We start from the raw sequence: 18,706 nt of genomic DNA, 5'->3' as shown, positions 1-18,706 counted from the left end.
AATCACCACCGCCCAAGGCGGTGGTTTAGGGATGACAACAAAAAGGGCCATTTCTGGCCCTTTTGAATGTAAATGTTTAGTCTTGATGAGCAATAATTTGGTCATTGCTAACAACTAGCTTAACTTTTTTATCCGGTAGGATTCTTCCTGCCAAGATTTCTTTCGCTAATGGATTTTCAACGCTTTGTTGAATAGCGCGTTTCAATGGTCTTGCTCCGTAAACAGGATCAAACCCAACTTGAGAAATCAGCTCTAACGCTTTTTCAGATACCTCAAGCTGATAACCTTTCTCTTCCATTCGTTTACCAAGACGGGCTAATTGAATAGAAGCGATCGATTTAATTTGTTCTTGCGCCAACGGATGGAATACTACACTTTCATCCACTCGGTTTAAGAACTCTGGTCTAAAATGTTTACCTACAATCTCCATTACCTCTTTTTTAATGCCTTCATAATCCAAGCTTGCGAATTTTTCTTGAATTTGCGAAGACCCTAAGTTTGAGGTCATAATTACCACTGTATTACGAAAATCAACTGTGCGTCCTTGTCCATCAGTTAAGCGCCCATCATCTAATACCTGTAGTAGGATATTAAAGACATCAGGGTGTGCTTTCTCAACTTCATCCAACAAGATAACCGAGTACGGTTTACGACGAATAGCCTCGGTCAAGTAGCCACCCTCTTCGTAGCCCACATAACCTGGAGGCGCGCCGACTAATCGCGCTACTGAGTGTTTTTCCATAAACTCAGACATGTCGATTCGCACCATGGCATCTTCACTATCAAACATAAAGTTTGCGAGTGTTTTACACAATTCAGTTTTACCCACACCAGTTGGCCCTAAGAATAAGAAGGAACCAATCGGTCTATTTGGATCAGATAACCCAGCTCGGCTACGGCGAATCGCATTTGATACCACTTCGACGGCTTCAACTTGTCCGATAACTCGTTGATGCAGCGCATCCTCCATTTGCAGCAGTTTTTCTTTCTCAGCTTCCAGCATTTTAGAAACTGGAATACCAGTTTGCTTTGAAAGCACTTCCGCTATTTCTACATCAGTTACTTTGTTGCGCAGTAAAGTCATCTCTTGCATTTCAGCTTGAGTTGCAAGGTCGAGCTGCTTTTCAAGTTCAGGAATTCGGCCATATTGAAGTTCTGACATACGGTTCAAGTCACCCGCTCTACGTGCGAAATCCATATCCATACGCGCTTGCTCTAATTCGGACTTAATATGCTGTGTACCCGAAAGAGCTGCTTTTTCCGCATTCCAAACTTCTTCCAGCTCGGCAAACTCGCGCTCTTTCACTTTTAACTCTTCGTTTAACACCTGTAAGCGTTTTTCACTCGCTTCATCGTGTTCATTCGTTAGCGCTTGTTGCTCAATTTTCAGCTGAATAATTTTGCGCTCAAGCTTATCTAAAGATTCTGGCTTTGAATCTATTTGCATTCGAATACTTGAAGCGGCTTCATCGATCAAGTCAATCGCTTTATCAGGCAACTGGCGATCAGAAATATAACGGTGCGATAAGCTCGCAGCAGCAACAATAGCGGGATCGGTGATCTCCACATGGTGATGGAGCTCATAACGCTCTTTCAAACCACGCAAAATAGCTACTGTGTCTTCTACGCTAGGCTCATCAACCAGTACCTTTTGGAAACGTCGCTCAAGTGCCGGATCTTTCTCTATATATTGACGATACTCGTCTAAAGTGGTCGCACCGACGCAGTGTAGATCTCCTCGAGCCAGAGCGGGCTTAAGCATATTCCCTGCATCCATTGCGCCTTCGCCTCGACCTGCACCGACCATAGTGTGCAACTCATCAATAAAGAGGATGACATTACCCTCTTCTTTCGCTAGCTCGTTAAGCACCGATTTTAAGCGTTCTTCAAATTCACCACGATACTTAGCCCCTGCGACCAAAGACCCCATGTCTAATGACAATACTCGACGACCACGTAGACCTTCTGGCACTTCATTATTAATAATGCGCTGCGCTAACCCTTCCACAATCGCCGTTTTACCTACACCGGGCTCACCAATAATCACGGGGTTGTTTTTGGTCCGGCGTTGCAATACTTGAATGGTACGACGAATTTCGTCATCACGGCCGATGACAGGATCAAGTTTGCCTTGTTCCGCTCGTTCAGTTAGATCTATTGTGAATTTCTCAAGCGCTTGTCTTAGCTCTTCTGCATTTGGATCATTCACTTTCTGACCTCCACGCACTTTTTCTATTGCTTCAGAAACTTTTTTCTCGGTAAGCCCTATTTCTTTGAGTAATTGACCAAGCGCGCCCTTATCTTCTAGTGCGGCTAGCAAAAATACTTCCGAAGAAATGTAGGAATCTTGCCGTTTTTGCGCGAGTTTATCGCACAAATTGAACATAGTACCCATTGCGCTAGAAAGCTGAACATCACCACCGATACCGCTAACTTTTGGCAAACGGTCTAATATCTCACTGAGCTTCGAGCGCAATTGCATAACGTCCACACTTAACATAGTAAGAAGTGGACGAATTGGACTGCCATTTTGATCGAGCAATGCCACCATCAAATGAACAGGCTCGATATATTGATGATCACGGCCTAATGCCAATGATTGAGCATCAGAAATGGCAATTTGAAATTTGCTTGTAAATCGATCAAGACGCATACCAACTTTCCTCACCTTAATTGAGAAACTAATCTTACGTAGCTAAAGATGGCTACGCACTAGTGCTTTTTCAAGGGGCAAGTTAGGGAAGATTGATCTTGCGTAAGTTACTCTTCGATCCAAATAAATGAAGCTTGGCGACCTGTGATTCCGTCGCGTCGATAGGAATAAAACTGATGAGGATTATGGAAGGTACAAAGGCCGCTATCTGATATTTCTGAAACACCGCATTGATGCAACCTTAACGTGGCTAACTGTGCAATATTTGCTAGCCATTTTCCATTCTCTTGAAGAGAAAATGCGACCTTTGCTTTGGTATTTTGATCAACAAAGGCATGGTATACATCATCACCGACTTCAAATGCCGTAGGACCGATAGCAGGACCGAGCCAAGCTAGGATATCACTAGAAAATTTGGCGAGCGTATTTTCGAGTATCCCATTAGCTAAACCGCGCCAACCAGCATGAACTGCAGCCACTTCGCTGCCTTGGTGATTAGTGAGTAGAACAGGTAAGCAATCAGCGGTCATTACAGAACAAACCACATTATGCTGATGGGTAAAAACACCATCGGCACTCAGAATCTGCTGAGTAGGTTGAGTAACCTCTAGCACTTGTGTTGAATGCGTTTGTTCAAGCCAAATAGGTTCAGAGGGCATCGCCGCTTGCTGCGTTAGCCATTGGCGATTTTTTTCAACGGATAAAGGATCATCCCCAACATGCATGCCTAAATTCAGCCCTTGATAAGGAGCTAACGAAAAGCCACCGACTCTAGTCGAGGAGAAAGCTTTTACATGTTTAGGTGCATTCCAGTTAGGGATGATCTTCTGCATTAGAACTCGTCTTTTTTATTCAACTTAGTATCTACGCGTAAAGCTTCCGCCATAATGATCATATCGTCAGGTACTGGCGCATGAAATTCTAGCATTTCACCAGTCACAGGATGCTCAAGTCGAAGCATAACGGCATGCAAAGCCTGACGATCAAAACCACGGATCATATCGGTCAGCTCTTGCGTTGCCCCTTTCGGAATCCTAGCGCGGCCACCATAGGCGGTATCCCCAAGCAAAGGATGCTGTAAATATGACATATGCACACGAATTTGGTGAGTACGGCCCGTTTCTAAACGCAAACGAAGTCGCGTATGTTCACGAAAATGCTCGGCCACACGATAGTGAGTTACCGCTGGTTTACCCATCGGGCTTACCGCCATCAATGTACGTTTTGTTGAGTGGCGGCCAATCGGCTTATCGATCATCCCACCAGCCGTCATCGTACCGATCACAATCGCTTCATATTCACGCGTAATCTTACGCTTTTGCAACGCTCGAACTAAGTGTGTTTGTGCAGGAACCGTTTTAGCGACCACCATTAAACCAGTCGTATCTTTATCCAAACGATGCACAATCCCCGCACGAGGTACTTCTGCAATAGCTGGATAGTGGAACAACAGTGCATTTAAGACTGTGCCATCTGGAGTACCCGCGCCTGGATGAACGACAAAATCTCGTGGTTTGTTGATGACCATAATATCGTCATCTTCATACACGATATTTAAAGGTATATCTTGCGCTTCCCAACGCTCTTCATCTTCAAGCTCGGCTTGGACCGTAATGATTTCTCCCCCCATGACTTTCGTTCTTGGTTTAGTGATCACCTCACCATTGACCTGAACTTTGCCTTCTAAAAGCCACTCTTTTAGACGTGAACGAGAGAAATCTGCGAATAATTCAGCGACAGCTTGGTCTAAACGTTGACCTAACTGGCTATCTTTTACTGTATTTGTTAATTCAATCTGCTGAGCCATATCGAACTTTTTTAAAAACCGTGAGACTAATAGCGTCTAGTATGGATAAAATATGGCGTCATTGTATCTGTTACTGCTAAGAAAGTAACGAAACGATTTGTAAAGCGATTACGCACTCAATTAAGAAGCATTAATTCAAGGAAACGACTCCTGTCATGAAACACCACACTTTATCAGGCTTACTCGCATTATCACTGTTATTTGGCTGTTCAAGCAGCGAAGAGATTGTCCCTGATGTGCCGCCTTCTGAATTATACTCAGAAGCACAAACCTCACTGCAAAGTGGTAACTGGTTAACGGCCATTCAAAAACTTGAGGCGTTAGATTCACGTTATCCCTTCGGCGCGTATTCAGAACAAGTTCAACTTGACCTTATTTACGCTTACTACAAAAACGATGATCTTGCGTTAGGTTTAGCGACCATTGAACGCTTTACCCGTTTGAATCCAACCCATGAAAAAATGGATTGGGTACTCTACATGCGTGGTTTGACGCATATGGCGCAAGATCGCAACTTCATGCATGACCTATTTAATGTCGATCGCGCGGATCGTGATCCAGAACCGGTAAAAGCTGCGTTTGCTGATTTTAAGAAACTGCTGCAACGCTACCCAACAAGCCCTTATGCAGAAGATGCTCATAAACGCTTATTCGCGTTAAAAAATAGGCTGGCTGAATATGACCTTGCCACAGCTGATTTTTACTTACGCCGTGAATCTTGGATTGCGGCCATCAACCGTGCTCAGGAGCTACAAAAAACGTATCCAGACACTGAAGCGGCTCGCAAATCATTACACATTCAGTTGGAAGCGTATAAACAGCTCAAACTGAACGATGCCATTGCCAGAACTCAAAAGTTAATTGCACTCAATCCACAATAGTTTGCAATAAGCTTAGGTACGCCATGAAAACCACTCACGCTTTGAGTGGTTTTTTTATTTGGAGTCGATGGGAATAATAACACGCCAGCAAAAGACGGCTGGAAAATGAGTGGTGCAGGGAAAACTGAAATAAAAAGGGAGGTGTTCAAAACATCGTTAGAATAAAAATCACAAAAAACACTTGAATAAGAAATGAGCAGCGCTCTTTTTAGGCCGCAAAAACACCCTAAAAATGGGAAATTCTTAGCTTAATCTTTTAACCAATCTATCCAGATTGATAGGAATCACAAGCTTTTTCTTTACTCTTTGTCAGCACTCTTTGCGTGAGATCACGTTTAAACTCGCCCTTTGAAATCACATCTAATAAAGCGATCTGGATCACATTACTTTAGTATTAAATCAGTAATCTGAAGTTAACCCATGAGGGATGCAACAGAGGAAAACATCTATGAAAGTAACTATCACTGGTAAAAATATCGACATCACCTCTGCAATCCGCACTCACATTGAGAGCAAATTTAAAAAACTAGAAAAATGGCAAGTGGATATCATAGGATGCCAAGCTAGCTTTAGTGAAGAACCCAATAAACAAAAAAGATTCGAAGCTATTATCACTGTACCCAAAGGACAATTAGTCGCTTCTGCAACCCATGAAGATCTTTACGCAGCCATCAATGAGGTAGAACAAAAATTAGAGCGCCAACTCAACAAACTGCGCCATAAACCGGAAGCTCGTCGTACCGACAAACCGGAAGTAGAAGAAGAAGTTGAATAAAGTTTAATATGATGAAAAATAGCGCTTTCAAGCGCTATTTTTTTGCTTGACGCTCTACGGTTGCTTGCTTATTGTGTCTTTACATTCAAAGAGAAATCACCTTCTTATGCACTTAACCTCACTGTTCTTTTTTGACTTCTTTTTTCTCCAATAACCTTGGAGGCATGGTCGTTGACAGAAGATAAGTCAAAAACGAACAGGAAGCCTCCCACTGGGAGGCTTTTTTACAAGGACATTTTTATGACTGAAAAGCACTATTCACTTGAAGAGATCCGCTTGCGACTGAACGAGCTTGATGATCAACTGCTAAACCTACTGGCAGAACGTCGAAAGTTCAGCATTGAAGTCGCTAAAAGCAAAGTGGAAACCGCAAAACCTGTGAGAGATGCAATACGTGAACAGCAACTTTTAGTCAAATTGATTAACACTGGTAAAGAAAAATACAATTTAGATGCTCAGTATATTACTAAACTATTTCATACCATCATTGAAGACTCCGTCTTGCTACAGCAAGCATACTTGCAGAATCTAGCCAATCCGCAACTGAGCCGTAAACCGCTGGCAAGGGTTGCTTTTTTAGGTGCTAAAGGTTCTTACTCCCATCTTGCAACCCGTGAGTACTTCAGTCGTAAAAATACAGAGTTGATCGAACTCAATTGCGATCAGTTTAAAGAAGTCACTAAAACAGTTGAATCAGGTCATGCTGACTATGGGGTATTGCCGATTGAAAATACCAGTTCAGGTTCAATTAACGAAGTGTATGATTTGCTGCAACATACTACCTTGTACATTGTCGGTGAGCTCACTTTACCGATTGAGCACTGCTTAGTCGCCACCTCTGAATTACGCTTGGAAGAGCTCAAAACCCTTTATTCACACCCACAACCCCACCAGCAGTGCAGCGAATTTTTAAGCCGCCTAAAAGGCGTTACGCTTGAAACCTGTGCGAGCACAGCTGATGCGATGCAAAAAGTACAGCAGCTTAATCGCAACGATGTTGCCGCAATTGGCAATGCTTCTAGCGGTAAACTGTACGGCTTACAATCGATCAAATCTAATATCGCCAATCAAACAGAAAACCAGACTCGCTTTATTGTTGTTGCGCGAAAACCCGTGGAAGTCTCTACTCAAATTCCAGCGAAGACGACATTAATCATGTCGACATCGCAACAAGCTGGTTCACTTGTTGAAAGCTTGTTAGTGCTGCAACGCTACGGCATCAATATGACCAAATTGGAATCGAGACCTATTATGGGTAATCCTTGGGAAGAAATGTTCTATGTTGATCTTGAATCACATCTTGATTCCATTGAAATGCAGCAAGCATTGAATGAGCTAACAAAAATCACTAAGCATTTAAAAGTATTAGGTTGCTACCCAAGCGAAAATGTTAAACCGACCCAAGTAAAACTTCAATAATCACATTTAAGTCAAATATTTGACAGAAGTCAGCTGACAGACATCAACATAGTTCATATAATGCCCAATCATTTCACACATAATTAATCACTATGTTTTGGGCTGTCAGCCTACTTTGAATTCACGGAATATATTCCGCACGTCATAAGATATCTGTGACACTTTCATTGTGAACGATGCCCTTTTCCAATAAATAAGGTTCATCTACTTATATCATGATGAAAATCCATCCTTTGGCTTTAATGCTATTTCTACTAGGCATTTCAGCGCACATTCGAAGCTCAGAGCTCAATATTTATTTGTGGGAAGACACTATGTCACCGCAAATCGTTGATCAATGGCGGCAAAGTAGCGGCATCGATATTAATCTATATCATTTTGATAATGACGATGAACGCAGTCTATTGATGGTCAAAAGTGTCCAGCTACCTTTTGATATTGTAGTGTTAGATAACGTATCAGCTCTTATCTACTCTCGGCTCAACACCTTTGAAGATCTTAGTGCTCTACCGAATAGAAAGCATAATGATACGAAATGGAATCAAGCGTGCGGTAGCCACGCTATTCCTTACTTTTGGGGAACCGTAGGCATCGTCTACAAAAAAAGTAAATTTCCAGCCAAACCCAAAAACTGGGCTGATCTCATCGACATGCCACCAGCACTCCAAGGCCATGTGGGGATGCTTCACGATACAGTTGAAACCCTGTTGCCAGCATTGTATGCCCAACAACAATCGCCAATTACAAATAACGATAATGCACTGAAACAGGCTTATCAAAAGATGCTATCCGTGAATCGCAATATCTTAACCTATGAATATATATTGAGTTACGTCCGAAGCCATCCTGACAGTGATGGCTTAGATATGGCACTCGCATATAGCGGTGACCAATTTTCATTGAATAAGTATTTTGGCAGCAATGATTGGGATTTTGTCACCCCGCAAGGCCGACCCTATATTTGGGTGGATTGTTTAGCCATCAACAGCAATTCAAAAAATAAAGAGCATGCAAAAGAGTTTATAAACCACTTATTGAGCCCAGAAGTTGCCGCAATAAATGCAAAAGATATTAAAGCTGCGACACCAAACTTAAGTGCCCTAAATTTAATGCCAGATAGTTACCGAAATGATGCATCATTATTTCCAAACCCAGCTTTGTTAGAACAAGGCATTATTGATAGCGAATTGCTCCCTGCCGATATTAGTTTGAGAGCAAAAATCATTAACAGTATTTTGGAACAACATGAAGCTCAACAATAGAATTCTGTTGCTGATAACACCGGTTATTCTTCTCAGTGCAGTGGCATCTAGTTACATTATCTACTCCAATCAAAAAGATGCTTTGCTGAAAAGAGAAGAAAGCTATCTTCAACTGAGTATGGAAAAACTCGCGGGTCACTTTCGTCAGACCCAATACCTGGTGAATAGCTACGCTTACACCCTAACGAAAAGCGATATCATTCGTCACTACGTTGCACATGAGCGCAACCCTTATCGAGAGTTAGAACTGGTTGATAACTTTCAGCAAACATTGGAGATTCTCCAATCACAAGAGAATAATTTTATTGCGTTATCTATTTTGGATGGCAGCAAAAATGTTCTTTATTATGCCGAAAATAGTGGTGACCCCTTCGCCAAAATCGATACAAAAATTCTCAACCACATACAAAACACTTTCGATAGCACACAGAAAACCTCTTATGTTGACTATACGACAAATTCCAGCGGTGAAGGTATTCTAGTTCGGTATGATGTTTTAGATACTCAAACACTTACGACACCGCTTAGCTATAACCGCGATAAAATTTTCTTTGTTGTTGTTTTCGTCGTACTAGAACCCTTTAATCGACTGATGAAGAAAATAGAATTTGATAACCGAAGTACCATTTTTTTCACTGACGCAGCGGATATTAAAAAGGTAGGATTAACGCAAACTGTTGAATTAAAATCAGATCTTTATGCCACGCTTGATCCTGCACAGTATCTAATTAACGACAAACTTTATGCCATTAAAAAACGGTTAGCGTTGTCGTTTGGAATATCGACTCTAGTGACTGTGTTGCTGCTTTTGTATTTATTATACCGGCATGTAATCAAGCCCATATCCCAATTAGATCAACAATTGAAAGAAGTAGAGAATAAGCAGCGTGACAATATCGAAACTCTCAAGAGTAACGATGAAATTGGCCGGCTATCCTCTCGTTTTTACGATATGTATCAGGAGCTTGATACCACATATAAGAAAACAAAAGCACTTGCAGAGTACGATCACTTAACAAAACTTGCCAATCGCCACCACTTTCAACAATCAGTAGAAAGAGTGCTAGCAAAAGCAAGACACACAGATAACATCTGGGTTTTGTATATTGATTTAGATAATTTCAAATACGTCAATGATAAATATGGACATCAGGTCGGTGATGCATTATTAGTCAACTTTGCACAGCATATTGGCTCATTGCGCAACTTTTTCTTTGAAAAGTATCAAGTAAAAAGCCTAGCAGCGCGACTATCAGGGGATGAGTTTTCAATTTTTATTTCTACACCTGATAGTAGTTTTATACAAGCGGCAAGCGAATTTGCCACTCAGCTACTGATCCCATTACAAAACCAGCATAACTCACCACTCGGAAATTTCCCTATCACAGCAAGTATTGGTATCGCTACCTACCCAACCGATGGCTATACCTTAGAAAAATTATTATCTAATGCTGATACGGCCATGTATCAAGCAAAAAATGCTGGGAAGAACCAAATAGCTTACTACTCGCCAGAGCTCAATAAGGGTGTTCTGCGCAGAGCCAATATTGAGCAAGCATTACGCCGAGGTGATTTTGATCAGGAATTTAGCTTGGTCTACCAACCTTATTTAAATCGTGCTGGCAATACAGTCTCAGGATTTGAAGTTTTACTTCGTTGGGAATCCAAACTGCTCGGTACGATTTCACCAAAAGAATTTATTCCGATAGCCGAACAAACCGGGTTATTTGGCAACATTGATCGCTGGGTCGTCCGTTCAGCTTTCGAGGAGTTCCATGCACTGCAAGCGATGTTTGAACACCCTGTTCAGTTATCGATTAACCTTTCATCAGCAGAATTAAACTCTTTACAGTTAGCTCATTACATTCATAAACATGCGCAGGAGAATGCGGTTCCTCCCCATTTGATTGATTTTGAAATTACAGAAACTTTTTCTGCCAATTCAAACGGTTTTCCACTGCTTCACGAACTATCGCATTTAGGCTACGGATTGGCGATTGATGATTTCGGTTCTGGTTACACCTCCATTACTCAATTGGTGCAATATCCAGTACAAAAAATTAAGTTCGATCGGCTTTTTTTAGATACACTCATCACCACTGACAATCACAAGATCATTAAGCCTTTGATCGAACTTTGCCACTCTCAATCAATGCAAGTCACCGCCGAAGGTATTGAAAGTAAAGAGATGCATAATTGGCTTGCTGATTACCAATGTGATTTCATGCAAGGCTATTATTTTGCCAAACCAATGCCATTAAATGCGTTGGTTTCATGGTACCAACAACAAAAAGAGTTAAACGCTGTTTATGAAAAATGTGATCATTGCCTCTCTTAACCCGGCCAAAATCAATGCAGTCAAAAGTGCATTTGAAAGTACCTTTCCACAGGATACTTTCTCATTTAAAGGGGTGAGTGTGCCCAGTGGTGTCGCGGATCAACCGATGACAGATGAAGAAACCCACCAAGGTGCACTTAACCGAGTACGAAATGCGAAAGAGCAAGATCCCACGGCAGATTATTACGTCGGGTTAGAAGCGGGCATTGAGAATACAGTGACTTTTGCGTGGATGGTGATTGAATCCACCACTCATAGAGGAGAATCGCGTTCAGCCAGCTTAATGCTACCACCTCAAGTATTAGAGCTATTAAGTCACGAAAATGAGCTAGGCGATGTGATGGATAAACTGTTTGACTGCCAAAATATCAAACAGAAAGGCGGGGCGATCAGCCTGCTCACTCATAACCAACTCACTCGCAGCTCGGTCTACCATCAAGCATTGATCCTCGCGTTAATCCCTTTTATCAACCCAGAGCATTTCCCTGCTAATTTATAAAAGGTTGGCAAACTCAAGGAACCCTTAAGACACCTTGAGTAGCAGAGCGGCTAATTGCGACTTTTCTTGTTCTGATTTACTTTTGAGCTCATTTGAGCCACGCGTAATGGTCGCAATTCCCACTCCGAGCAATTGGCTAATCTGCCGCTGTGATAACTCCCCTTTAAGTAGCTCACATAAGATGTTCGCACGCGCCACGAGCGCATCTCGCTCATCTGGGGTCATCATCATGGTGAGTAGCATTGCGTGCTGCTCTTGCTCTGTGGCTGATTTAACCAATTCCATTAGCTGCTGCCAATCAGTGTACTCAGGTTGGTGTGGCATGAATGTACTCGCTAAGTGATACGTTCCGCTATTGTAGAACTTTCACTTCGTATTGGAATTAATATTTTGTATTGAGCTCATCTTGGTTGAGAAATTCACCTTCAATCCCCATCAAATCTCGATAGTAAGTCTCAAACATCAAAATATTTTGCACATACCCGCGGGTTTCCCGGAAGGGAATCGCTTCAATAAAAGCGTAAGCATCTAACTTGCCTTGTGTTTTCTCTCGCCATTGATTGACGCGATTTGGCCCAGCGTTATAGGCAGCAAATGCAAAAATTCGATTGTCGCTGTATTGCTCTAATAATCCATTTAAGTAATGGCTGCCTATTTCGATATTTTTGCCCACCTCATATAACTCTTGCTCATCGTTATAGGTCAGCTGATATTTTTTAGCCGTATACTTAGCCGTGCTCGGCATAATCTGCATGATACCGCGAGCGCCAACGGGCGATTGAGCCTCAACATCCATTCCACTTTCTTGACGAGCAAGTGACATCAGCATAATTGGGTCGATGTCGTGTTTTTGGCCATAGAAGTTAAACCACCATTGATGGGCTAATGGAAAACGCAATTGCATGTTGTCCCACATCCGCGCCGAAATAGAGGCTGTCACAGTTAAACTATACCAACGTTGGGAGTCGGCGTAGGCCGCTAGCATCTCTTTTTCTTTTGTATCTGCACGATCGAGTAACCATTTCCATTCACTTTTTGCAGCAGCGATTTTATCTCGTTCAATCAGCTCTTGGATCCGTACTAAGGCTTTTTTATACGGCGTCAATAAATTAGGATTAAGCTTAATCGATGTACTGGGATAATTTACTGACTGTTTCACCATATTAGCGGCCGCGACACTGTAGAAATTACGTTGCCCAATCATCGCATTTAAACGTTGTAATCCTTTGGCTTCATCACCCAACGCAATATCAGCGCGCCCAAGCCAATATTGCCAACGTAAGCTGGCTTTTTCATCAGCGGGGAGCTGCTCTGTCCAGAATTTCACTTCATCCCAACGACCAACGGTCAGCGCCTTGCGGATCCTCTGCTCGAGCAAAAGACTGTTTGAGCTTTGCGCTATCACACTATCTCGCCAGTTTGCGAGTGCTTGCTCCTCGGTATCAAGCAATATTCTGGCTATATATTCTGCAATAAGACGCTGATAAGCATCCGCCAGTATTTTCTGATCGAGAAGAGTTTGGTACACACTTTGCGCAAGCTTTGCATCTTGGCGTGCTAGCTTTTCTAACGCAAATTGAATCGACTGCTGATTAAACGTGCCATCGGTGTATTGTTTAGCAAAAGTCAGCACATTTTCTGGCGAGCGGTAGAGATCGATCATCGCTTGCGCTGTCGCCTGTGATTTTGGCTTAACTAATTTTTTCTGTAAGTATTTCATTAGCGTTAAATTACGCCCATCAAACGCCAATAACATTCGTTTAAGCAACCAATCATCGGTTAACCCGCCTTGCTCACTCCATGCGGTGAAGAGTGGATCACAAGCGTCAGAAATGCTACTACCACTGAGCCATAATTTTTGCGCGCCTTTGAACGCAATCTCTCTATGGCCTGTTTGGTAGTGCGCGTTGTAATAGTGGCAACGATAAGGCTCATCATTCGGCTCCGTTTTTTGAAAATCAAGCAAGGTGGCCCATTTCCCTTTCGCCGCCAACGCATCTAGATACGGTGCTCGAATGCGGTTTGAAAAGGGGAAATCTTGATGTGTATCGATAAAAACCTGAACCGCTAATGGAGGTTTATTACCAATATCGACCAGCAGAGATCGATAATCCAGATAAGGCGTCAATGGATAGTTTTTGATCTTATTTCTGATTTTTTTAGCTTCATCAACTTTATCTTCATCAAGCCACCTCTGCGCTTGATCGTACAGCTCTCGTTGACTATCCAAATCCTCTATTGCGCCTGAAAACGCGGTGCCGCACACCAAGGAGCTCAACGCTAATATTGATGATAACAATCGCTGCGGTCTTATAAAATGCATGAGCGCCATGTGCTCTCGTCCTATCCAAAGCAAGGGAATTTCCGTTTCATTACGCTGATTCTAGATAAAAAAGTAAAGGCCATAGATGTAAATAATATTAAATTCATAAAAGTGCGACATATGAACTTAGTAACTTAATGTTTCGTTACTTTTTTATCGATGAAAAACACCATCTAAGCTCTAAAAATTAGGTACCTAGTAACAAATGCGATCGCTTTGGTATAAAATGACCACTTTCTTCTGTTACTAAGATTAGGAACAATCGGCAATGGCTGAATACGTATATACCATGTCGCGGGTGAGTAAAATTGTCCCGCCTAAGCGTCAAATTCTCAAAGACATCTCTCTGAGCTTTTTCCCTGGAGCTAAAATCGGTGTTTTAGGTCTCAATGGTTCAGGTAAATCCACCCTGTTACGTATCATGGCTGGCATCGATACTGATATTGATGGGGAAGCACGCCCGCAAGCAGGATTGAAAGTCGGCTACTTGCCTCAAGAACCAGTACTGGATGAATCAAAAACCGTGCGTGAAGTGGTGGAAGAGGCCGTTTCTGATGTGGCTGGCGCACTAACTCGCCTCGATGCTGTTTATGCGGCATATGCAGAACCCGACGCCGATTTTGATGCGTTAGCCAAAGAGCAAGGTGAGCTCGAGGCTCTGATTCAAGCTAAAGATGGCCATAATTTAGAGAACGCTTTAGAGCGTGCGGCCAATGCACTTCGTCTACCAGAATGGGATGCTAAAATCGCCGTTTTGTCTGGTGGTGAGCGCCGCCGTGTGGCGATCTGCCGTTTGCTACTTGAAAAACCAGACATGCTGCTGCTTGACGAACCAACCAACCACTTAGACGCGGAATCTGTTGCTTGGCTAGAGCACTTCCTTGTCGACTATTCAGGCACAGTCGTCGCCATCACCCACGACCGTTACTTCCTTGATAATGCTGCTGGTTGGATTTTAGAACTTGACCGCGGTGAAGGCATTCCTTGGCAAGGTAACTATACCTCGTGGCTCGAACAGAAAGATGAACGCTTAAAACAAGAATCATCTCAAGAAAGTGCTCGTCAAAAAACGATTGAAAAAGAGCTGGAATGGGTTCGTAAAAACCCGAAAGGCCGCCAAGCAAAATCCAAAGCACGTATGGCACGCTTTGAAGAACTTAATAATACTGAACATCAAAAACGTAATGAAACCAACGAACTCTTCATACCGCCGGGCGAACGTTTAGGTGACAAAGTATTGGAAGTTCGTAACTTAACCAAATCGTTTGGTGATCGCGTACTGATTGATAATTTATCATTTAGCATGCCGAAAGGAGCGATTGTCGGCATCATCGGTGCTAACGGTGCGGGTAAATCAACACTGTTTAAAATGCTAAGTGGCGTAGAGCAACCAGATTCTGGTGAAATTGAATTGGGTGCAACCGTGAAATTAGCCTCGGTTGATCAGTTCCGTGACAGCATGAACGACAAAAATACCGTCTTCCAAGAGATCTCTGAAGGGGCGGATATTATCAAGATCAACAATTTTGAAATTCCTGCGCGTGCTTACTGCTCTCGCTTTAACTTCAAAGGCGTCGATCAACAAAAAGTGCTTGGTCAACTATCGGGCGGTGAGCGCAACCGTGTTCACTTAGCCAAATTGCTTAAAGCTGGCGGTAACGTCCTATTACTCGACGAACCAACCAACGATCTGGATGTTGAAACGCTACGCGCATTGGAAGAGGCGCTGCTGGAATTCCCTGGTTGCGCCATGGTTATCTCGCACGACCGCTGGTTCCTAGACCGTATTGCGACCCACATTCTGGACTACCGTGATGAAGGTGAAGTGAAGTTCTATGAAGGCAACTACAGCGAATACACTGAGTGGTTAAAACAGACGTTGGGCGCTCAAGCGGCAGAACCACACCGCATTAAATACAAGCGTATGACCAAATAACTCTGTATTTGAAGTCTCTGGCCGCAATCTATTGCGGCCTTTTTGTTACTTGTACATCACGCATCACACAACAAGATGCAGGATTCGCGACACTGCCTTCAATTAGGTCTAAACTTAATGGATATAATTTTTCAATGATCGATACAGAGCCGAAGCTGGCACAGGTCAACGCTCAACAAGAGAGAGTACCATGATTGAAAGACGTCGCTTTTCACGCATCATCTATCAGATGCCTGCCACCTTATTGCAAGGTAAACATACCGTCACCACTACGATTCAAGATTTGTCGCTGCATGGGTTATTGCTCTCATGCCCTGACGCGGACAAATTAGTGCTCAATGAAATGACACAAGTCCATTTCACACTGCCAGACAGCGATGTCACTATTAATCTGGTCGCCAAGTTGATCCACATTCAAAACAACATTATTCGTGTCAGCATCAATCACATTGATATTGAAAGTATTGGCCATTTGAAACGTTTAGTTGAATTGAACATGGGTGATGAAAGTTTGCTCCATCGCGAACTGGAATACTTGTCTGATTTAGGGAATGAACCGGAAGAATGAGCGGCGGCCGTATTCACAACAACCGCACTCGCCGTTCAGACAGCCTTAAACACGATGAATGGCATCGTTCGCTTGTTTTAACAGGTTTTGACTTTCAAGCATAAATTGTTGTGAATAACTGCCAAACCAATCACTCACTTTGCTAAAGTTTTCCACAAAAGCTTGCTTCTCACGCCCGTCAAGTAAGGTTAACGCCTCGCCAAAACAAGCATGAAAACGTTTTATCATCTCAACGTTCTCTTCCGATGAGAAAATGATATCGCCATACAAGTGAGGGTCTTGACCAAAAAGCCGTCCAACCATCGCCAGTTCTAAACGATAAATCGGTGAACTCAGCTGCAGTAATTTTTGGATATTCGGATTTTCTTTAGAAAGATGTAAACCGTATACAAATGAAGTGAAGTGACGCAGTGCTTGGATCAAGGTCATGCCATGATCGTGTTCTGCGGCATCAATCTGGCACAAACTCGCTCCCCATATCGAAAACTGTTTTAGCAACCACTGATAACTCTCTTCTCCTCGTCCATCGCAATAGACGATCACTTGCTTGGCCATACTAGGGACATCTGGGCCAAACATTGGGTGTAATCCAACCACTGGGCCAGAGTGTGTTTTAAGCATCGCCTGTAGCGGCTTAGACTTAATCGATGTGAGGTCGCACAAAATACAATCGGCAGGCAAATGAGCAAGTTTTTCAATCACACCGACGGTTAAGTGAATAGGAACCGTCACTACAACCAAACCGGCATCATGCAGTATCTCATCGGCTTGATGCCAATCTTTACTGCCTAATACTTTCACCTGATAGCCCGACAGTTTGAACATACGGCCAAATAAGCCACCAAGTTGACCATGACCGCCAATAATCACCACAGAGCGCAGCTCTGGGTTTAAGCACTTAAAGCCAGAATCCTTTTCACTGGCATAAGATTCACGCATAGTACGGCGCAAAATATCTTCAATCAGTTGTGGCGGGACGCCTTTTCTTTCCGCTTCAGCGCGGCGAGAAGCCAGCATCGCCGCTTCTCGATCGGGAGCATAAATCGGTAGACCATGTCGGCTCTTGACTTCCCCCACCTTTTCAACCAAAGCTAATCGGCGTGCAAGCAGCTCGACCATTTGTTTATCGACAGCATCAATTTGATCACGTAATTCGTTAAGTTCAACAGCCATGGCACTTCCCTTTATTCACCTTTTTTTAGGCGATTTTCTAAGAACGGAACGAGCTCTTGATGAGCATGTCGTAATAGTGCCTCAGTTGATGGCCAATTAATACAGGCATCCGTAATCGATATACCGTATTCCATTTCGTTACGAGGAAGGTCAGAAGATTGATTACCTTCATTGAGGTGACTTTCAATCATCAAACCAATAATAGACTGATTTCCTTCACGAATTTGATGAATCACATCTTCAGCGACTAACGGCTGACGACGGTAATCTTTACGTGAATTAGCATGGCTGCAATCCACCATTAACGACGCATCCAATTTATGTTTTGCCATCTCTTGCTCACACTCGGTGACCGACACTGAATCGTAGTTGGTTTGCTTACCGCCACGTAAAATGACATGTCCATTTGGGTTGCCTTGAGTGGTAAGTAAGGCCACTTGCCCTTCACTATTAATGCCCATAAAGCGGTGGCTGGATGATGCCGCTTGCATCGCATTGATTGCCGTTGCTAAATTGCCATCGGTGCCGTTTTTAAACCCAATCGGCATCGACAAACCACTGGCCATTTCTCGGTGTGTTTGGGATTCCGTAGTGCGTGCACCAATCGCCGCCCAACTGAATGTATCAGCTAAATATTGAGGGCTGATCGGATCAAGCGCTTCGGTCGCCAGAGGGATCTCCATCTCCGCTAGCTCAACTAACAATTGACGACCAACGTGTAAACCATGTTCGATATCAAAACTGCCATCAAGATGAGGATCGTTAATCAGCCCTTTCCAGCCAACCGTTGTACGCGGCTTTTCAAAGTAAACACGCATGACAATGTACAGTTGATCACTCAACTGCTCTGAGAGTGATTTCAAGCGCTTTGCGTACTCTTTTGCCGCATCAATATCATGAATAGAGCAAGGACCGCACACCACCAGTAAACGGTGATCTTTTTTATGAATAATATTGGCAATTGTCTGACGAGAGTGTTGAATGAACTGGCGAGCTTGATGACTGAGCGGCAGCTTAGCTTTTAATTGTTCCGGAGTGATCAGCACTTGCTCATCACTGATGTTAATATTAC

At 43.1% G+C, this 18,706-nt stretch carries 15 protein-coding genes and 1 other annotated feature; of the genes, 8 read left to right on the top strand and 7 right to left on the bottom strand.

Features of this window, described 5'->3' with window-relative positions:
* Window positions 1-76: 76 nt before the first annotated feature.
* The 3 genes from clpB to rluD all read right to left on the bottom strand — a co-directional run bounded on the left by clpB (window position 77) and on the right by rluD (window position 4,460).
* Window positions 77-2,653 carry an ATP-dependent chaperone ClpB gene (gene clpB, locus B9J87_RS10950; protein ID WP_026027339.1) on the bottom strand — a complete coding sequence of 859 codons (2,577 nt, stop codon included), beginning with the start codon at window positions 2,651-2,653 and terminating at the stop codon, window positions 77-79.
* A 107-nt stretch (window positions 2,654-2,760) separates the two neighbouring features.
* Complete coding sequence (gene pgeF, locus B9J87_RS10945) at window positions 2,761-3,486, bottom strand: peptidoglycan editing factor PgeF (RefSeq protein ID WP_094150769.1); 726 nt, start codon at window positions 3,484-3,486, stop codon at window positions 2,761-2,763.
* The gene (rluD, locus tag B9J87_RS10940) at window positions 3,486-4,460 is read right to left on the bottom strand and encodes a 23S rRNA pseudouridine(1911/1915/1917) synthase RluD (RefSeq protein ID WP_013857530.1); all 975 of its coding nucleotides are present in this window, start codon (window positions 4,458-4,460) and stop codon (window positions 3,486-3,488) included. Before rluD ends, pgeF begins: the two co-directional genes overlap by 1 nt.
* A 155-nt stretch (window positions 4,461-4,615) precedes the next feature.
* Here rluD and bamD point away from each other — a divergent pair, with 155 nt between their 5' ends.
* The 6 genes from bamD (at window position 4,616) to yjjX (ending at window position 11,634) form a co-directional block, all read left to right on the top strand.
* Entirely contained in the window at window positions 4,616-5,341 is a 726-nt protein-coding gene (bamD, locus tag B9J87_RS10935; protein WP_013857531.1) for an outer membrane protein assembly factor BamD, read from the top strand.
* Between the two features lie 448 nt (window positions 5,342-5,789).
* Complete coding sequence (hpf, locus tag B9J87_RS10930; RefSeq protein WP_026027341.1) at window positions 5,790-6,116, top strand: ribosome hibernation-promoting factor, HPF/YfiA family; 327 nt, start codon at window positions 5,790-5,792, stop codon at window positions 6,114-6,116.
* Window positions 6,117-6,225: 109 nt separating this feature from the next.
* Window positions 6,226-6,344: a sequence feature (Phe leader region), on the top strand.
* Window positions 6,345-6,356: 12 nt separating this feature from the next.
* Complete coding sequence (gene pheA, locus B9J87_RS10925) at window positions 6,357-7,535, top strand: prephenate dehydratase (RefSeq protein ID WP_026028075.1); 1,179 nt, start codon at window positions 6,357-6,359, stop codon at window positions 7,533-7,535.
* A gap of 215 nt (window positions 7,536-7,750) precedes the next feature.
* Window positions 7,751-8,797: a polyamine ABC transporter substrate-binding protein gene (locus tag B9J87_RS10920; RefSeq protein ID WP_017042910.1), complete on the top strand. Its 1,047-nt coding sequence runs from the start codon at window positions 7,751-7,753 to the stop codon at window positions 8,795-8,797.
* Window positions 8,781-11,135 (top strand): putative bifunctional diguanylate cyclase/phosphodiesterase, encoded by a 2,355-nt coding sequence (locus tag B9J87_RS10915; RefSeq protein WP_094150767.1) that lies wholly within the window; start codon window positions 8,781-8,783, stop codon window positions 11,133-11,135. The genes B9J87_RS10920 and B9J87_RS10915 overlap by 17 nt, the downstream gene beginning before the upstream one ends.
* Window positions 11,107-11,634 (top strand): inosine/xanthosine triphosphatase, encoded by a 528-nt coding sequence (yjjX, locus tag B9J87_RS10910; protein WP_094150764.1) that lies wholly within the window; start codon window positions 11,107-11,109, stop codon window positions 11,632-11,634. Before B9J87_RS10915 ends, yjjX begins: the two co-directional genes overlap by 29 nt.
* A gap of 24 nt (window positions 11,635-11,658) precedes the next feature.
* On the opposite strand, the gene trpR is transcribed toward yjjX, so the two are convergent.
* Together trpR and B9J87_RS10900 are read right to left on the bottom strand one after the other, a co-directional pair.
* A complete protein-coding gene (gene trpR / locus B9J87_RS10905; protein ID WP_013857539.1) occupies window positions 11,659-11,958 on the bottom strand; it encodes a trp operon repressor in 300 nt (99 codons plus the stop codon).
* 58 nt (window positions 11,959-12,016) lie between these two features.
* A complete protein-coding gene (locus tag B9J87_RS10900; protein WP_141201571.1) occupies window positions 12,017-13,966 on the bottom strand; it encodes a transglycosylase SLT domain-containing protein in 1,950 nt (649 codons plus the stop codon).
* 259 nt (window positions 13,967-14,225) lie between these two features.
* On the opposite strand from B9J87_RS10900, the gene ettA reads away from it, so the two are divergent.
* Window positions 14,226-15,893 (top strand): energy-dependent translational throttle protein EttA, encoded by a 1,668-nt coding sequence (ettA, locus tag B9J87_RS10895; RefSeq protein ID WP_010319161.1) that lies wholly within the window; start codon window positions 14,226-14,228, stop codon window positions 15,891-15,893.
* A gap of 190 nt (window positions 15,894-16,083) precedes the next feature.
* On the top strand, window positions 16,084-16,461 hold the full coding sequence (locus B9J87_RS10890; protein WP_094150760.1) for a PilZ domain-containing protein: 378 nt from the start codon (window positions 16,084-16,086) through the stop codon (window positions 16,459-16,461).
* Window positions 16,462-16,506: 45 nt separating this feature from the next.
* Here the strand turns inward: B9J87_RS10890 and tyrA are convergent, their stop codons facing one another.
* Window positions 16,507-17,634, bottom strand: a complete 1,128-nt coding sequence (gene tyrA / locus B9J87_RS10885; protein ID WP_017043283.1) for a bifunctional chorismate mutase/prephenate dehydrogenase — start codon at window positions 17,632-17,634, stop codon at window positions 16,507-16,509.
* Window positions 17,635-17,645: 11 nt separating this feature from the next.
* Window positions 17,646-18,706 (bottom strand): 3-deoxy-7-phosphoheptulonate synthase (locus B9J87_RS10880; protein ID WP_141201570.1); only part of this gene is annotated, 1,061 nt, incomplete at its 5' end.

The organism is Vibrio sp. V19_P1S1T109 (genome assembly GCF_002241375.1).
GTDB classification, from domain to species: Bacteria; Pseudomonadota; Gammaproteobacteria; order Enterobacterales; family Vibrionaceae; genus Vibrio; species Vibrio anguillarum.
Note: the sequence above shows the minus strand (reverse complement) of the source record. Positions and strands in the feature narration are given on the sequence as shown.

Excerpts from the sequence above, each read along its gene's own strand:
- B9J87_RS10900 (WP_141201571.1), bottom strand. The coding sequence starts at position 13,966 with ATGGCGCTCATGCATTTTATAAGACCGCAGCGATTGTTATCATCAATA.
- pheA (WP_026028075.1), top strand. The coding sequence starts at position 6,357 with ATGACTGAAAAGCACTATTCACTTGAAGAGATCCGCTTGCGACTGAAC.
- ettA (WP_010319161.1), top strand. The coding sequence starts at position 14,226 with ATGGCTGAATACGTATATACCATGTCGCGGGTGAGTAAAATTGTCCCG.
- clpB (WP_026027339.1), bottom strand. The coding sequence starts at position 2,653 with ATGCGTCTTGATCGATTTACAAGCAAATTTCAAATTGCCATTTCTGAT.
- bamD (WP_013857531.1), top strand. The coding sequence starts at position 4,616 with ATGAAACACCACACTTTATCAGGCTTACTCGCATTATCACTGTTATTT.
- tyrA (WP_017043283.1), bottom strand. The coding sequence starts at position 17,634 with ATGGCTGTTGAACTTAACGAATTACGTGATCAAATTGATGCTGTCGAT.
- B9J87_RS10890 (WP_094150760.1), top strand. The coding sequence starts at position 16,084 with ATGATTGAAAGACGTCGCTTTTCACGCATCATCTATCAGATGCCTGCC.
- hpf (WP_026027341.1), top strand. The coding sequence starts at position 5,790 with ATGAAAGTAACTATCACTGGTAAAAATATCGACATCACCTCTGCAATC.
- pgeF (WP_094150769.1), bottom strand. The coding sequence starts at position 3,486 with ATGCAGAAGATCATCCCTAACTGGAATGCACCTAAACATGTAAAAGCT.
- trpR (WP_013857539.1), bottom strand. The coding sequence starts at position 11,958 with ATGCCACACCAACCTGAGTACACTGATTGGCAGCAGCTAATGGAATTG.
- yjjX (WP_094150764.1), top strand. The coding sequence starts at position 11,107 with ATGAAAAATGTGATCATTGCCTCTCTTAACCCGGCCAAAATCAATGCA.
- B9J87_RS10915 (WP_094150767.1), top strand. The coding sequence starts at position 8,781 with ATGAAGCTCAACAATAGAATTCTGTTGCTGATAACACCGGTTATTCTT.
- B9J87_RS10920 (WP_017042910.1), top strand. The coding sequence starts at position 7,751 with ATGATGAAAATCCATCCTTTGGCTTTAATGCTATTTCTACTAGGCATT.
- rluD (WP_013857530.1), bottom strand. The coding sequence starts at position 4,460 with ATGGCTCAGCAGATTGAATTAACAAATACAGTAAAAGATAGCCAGTTA.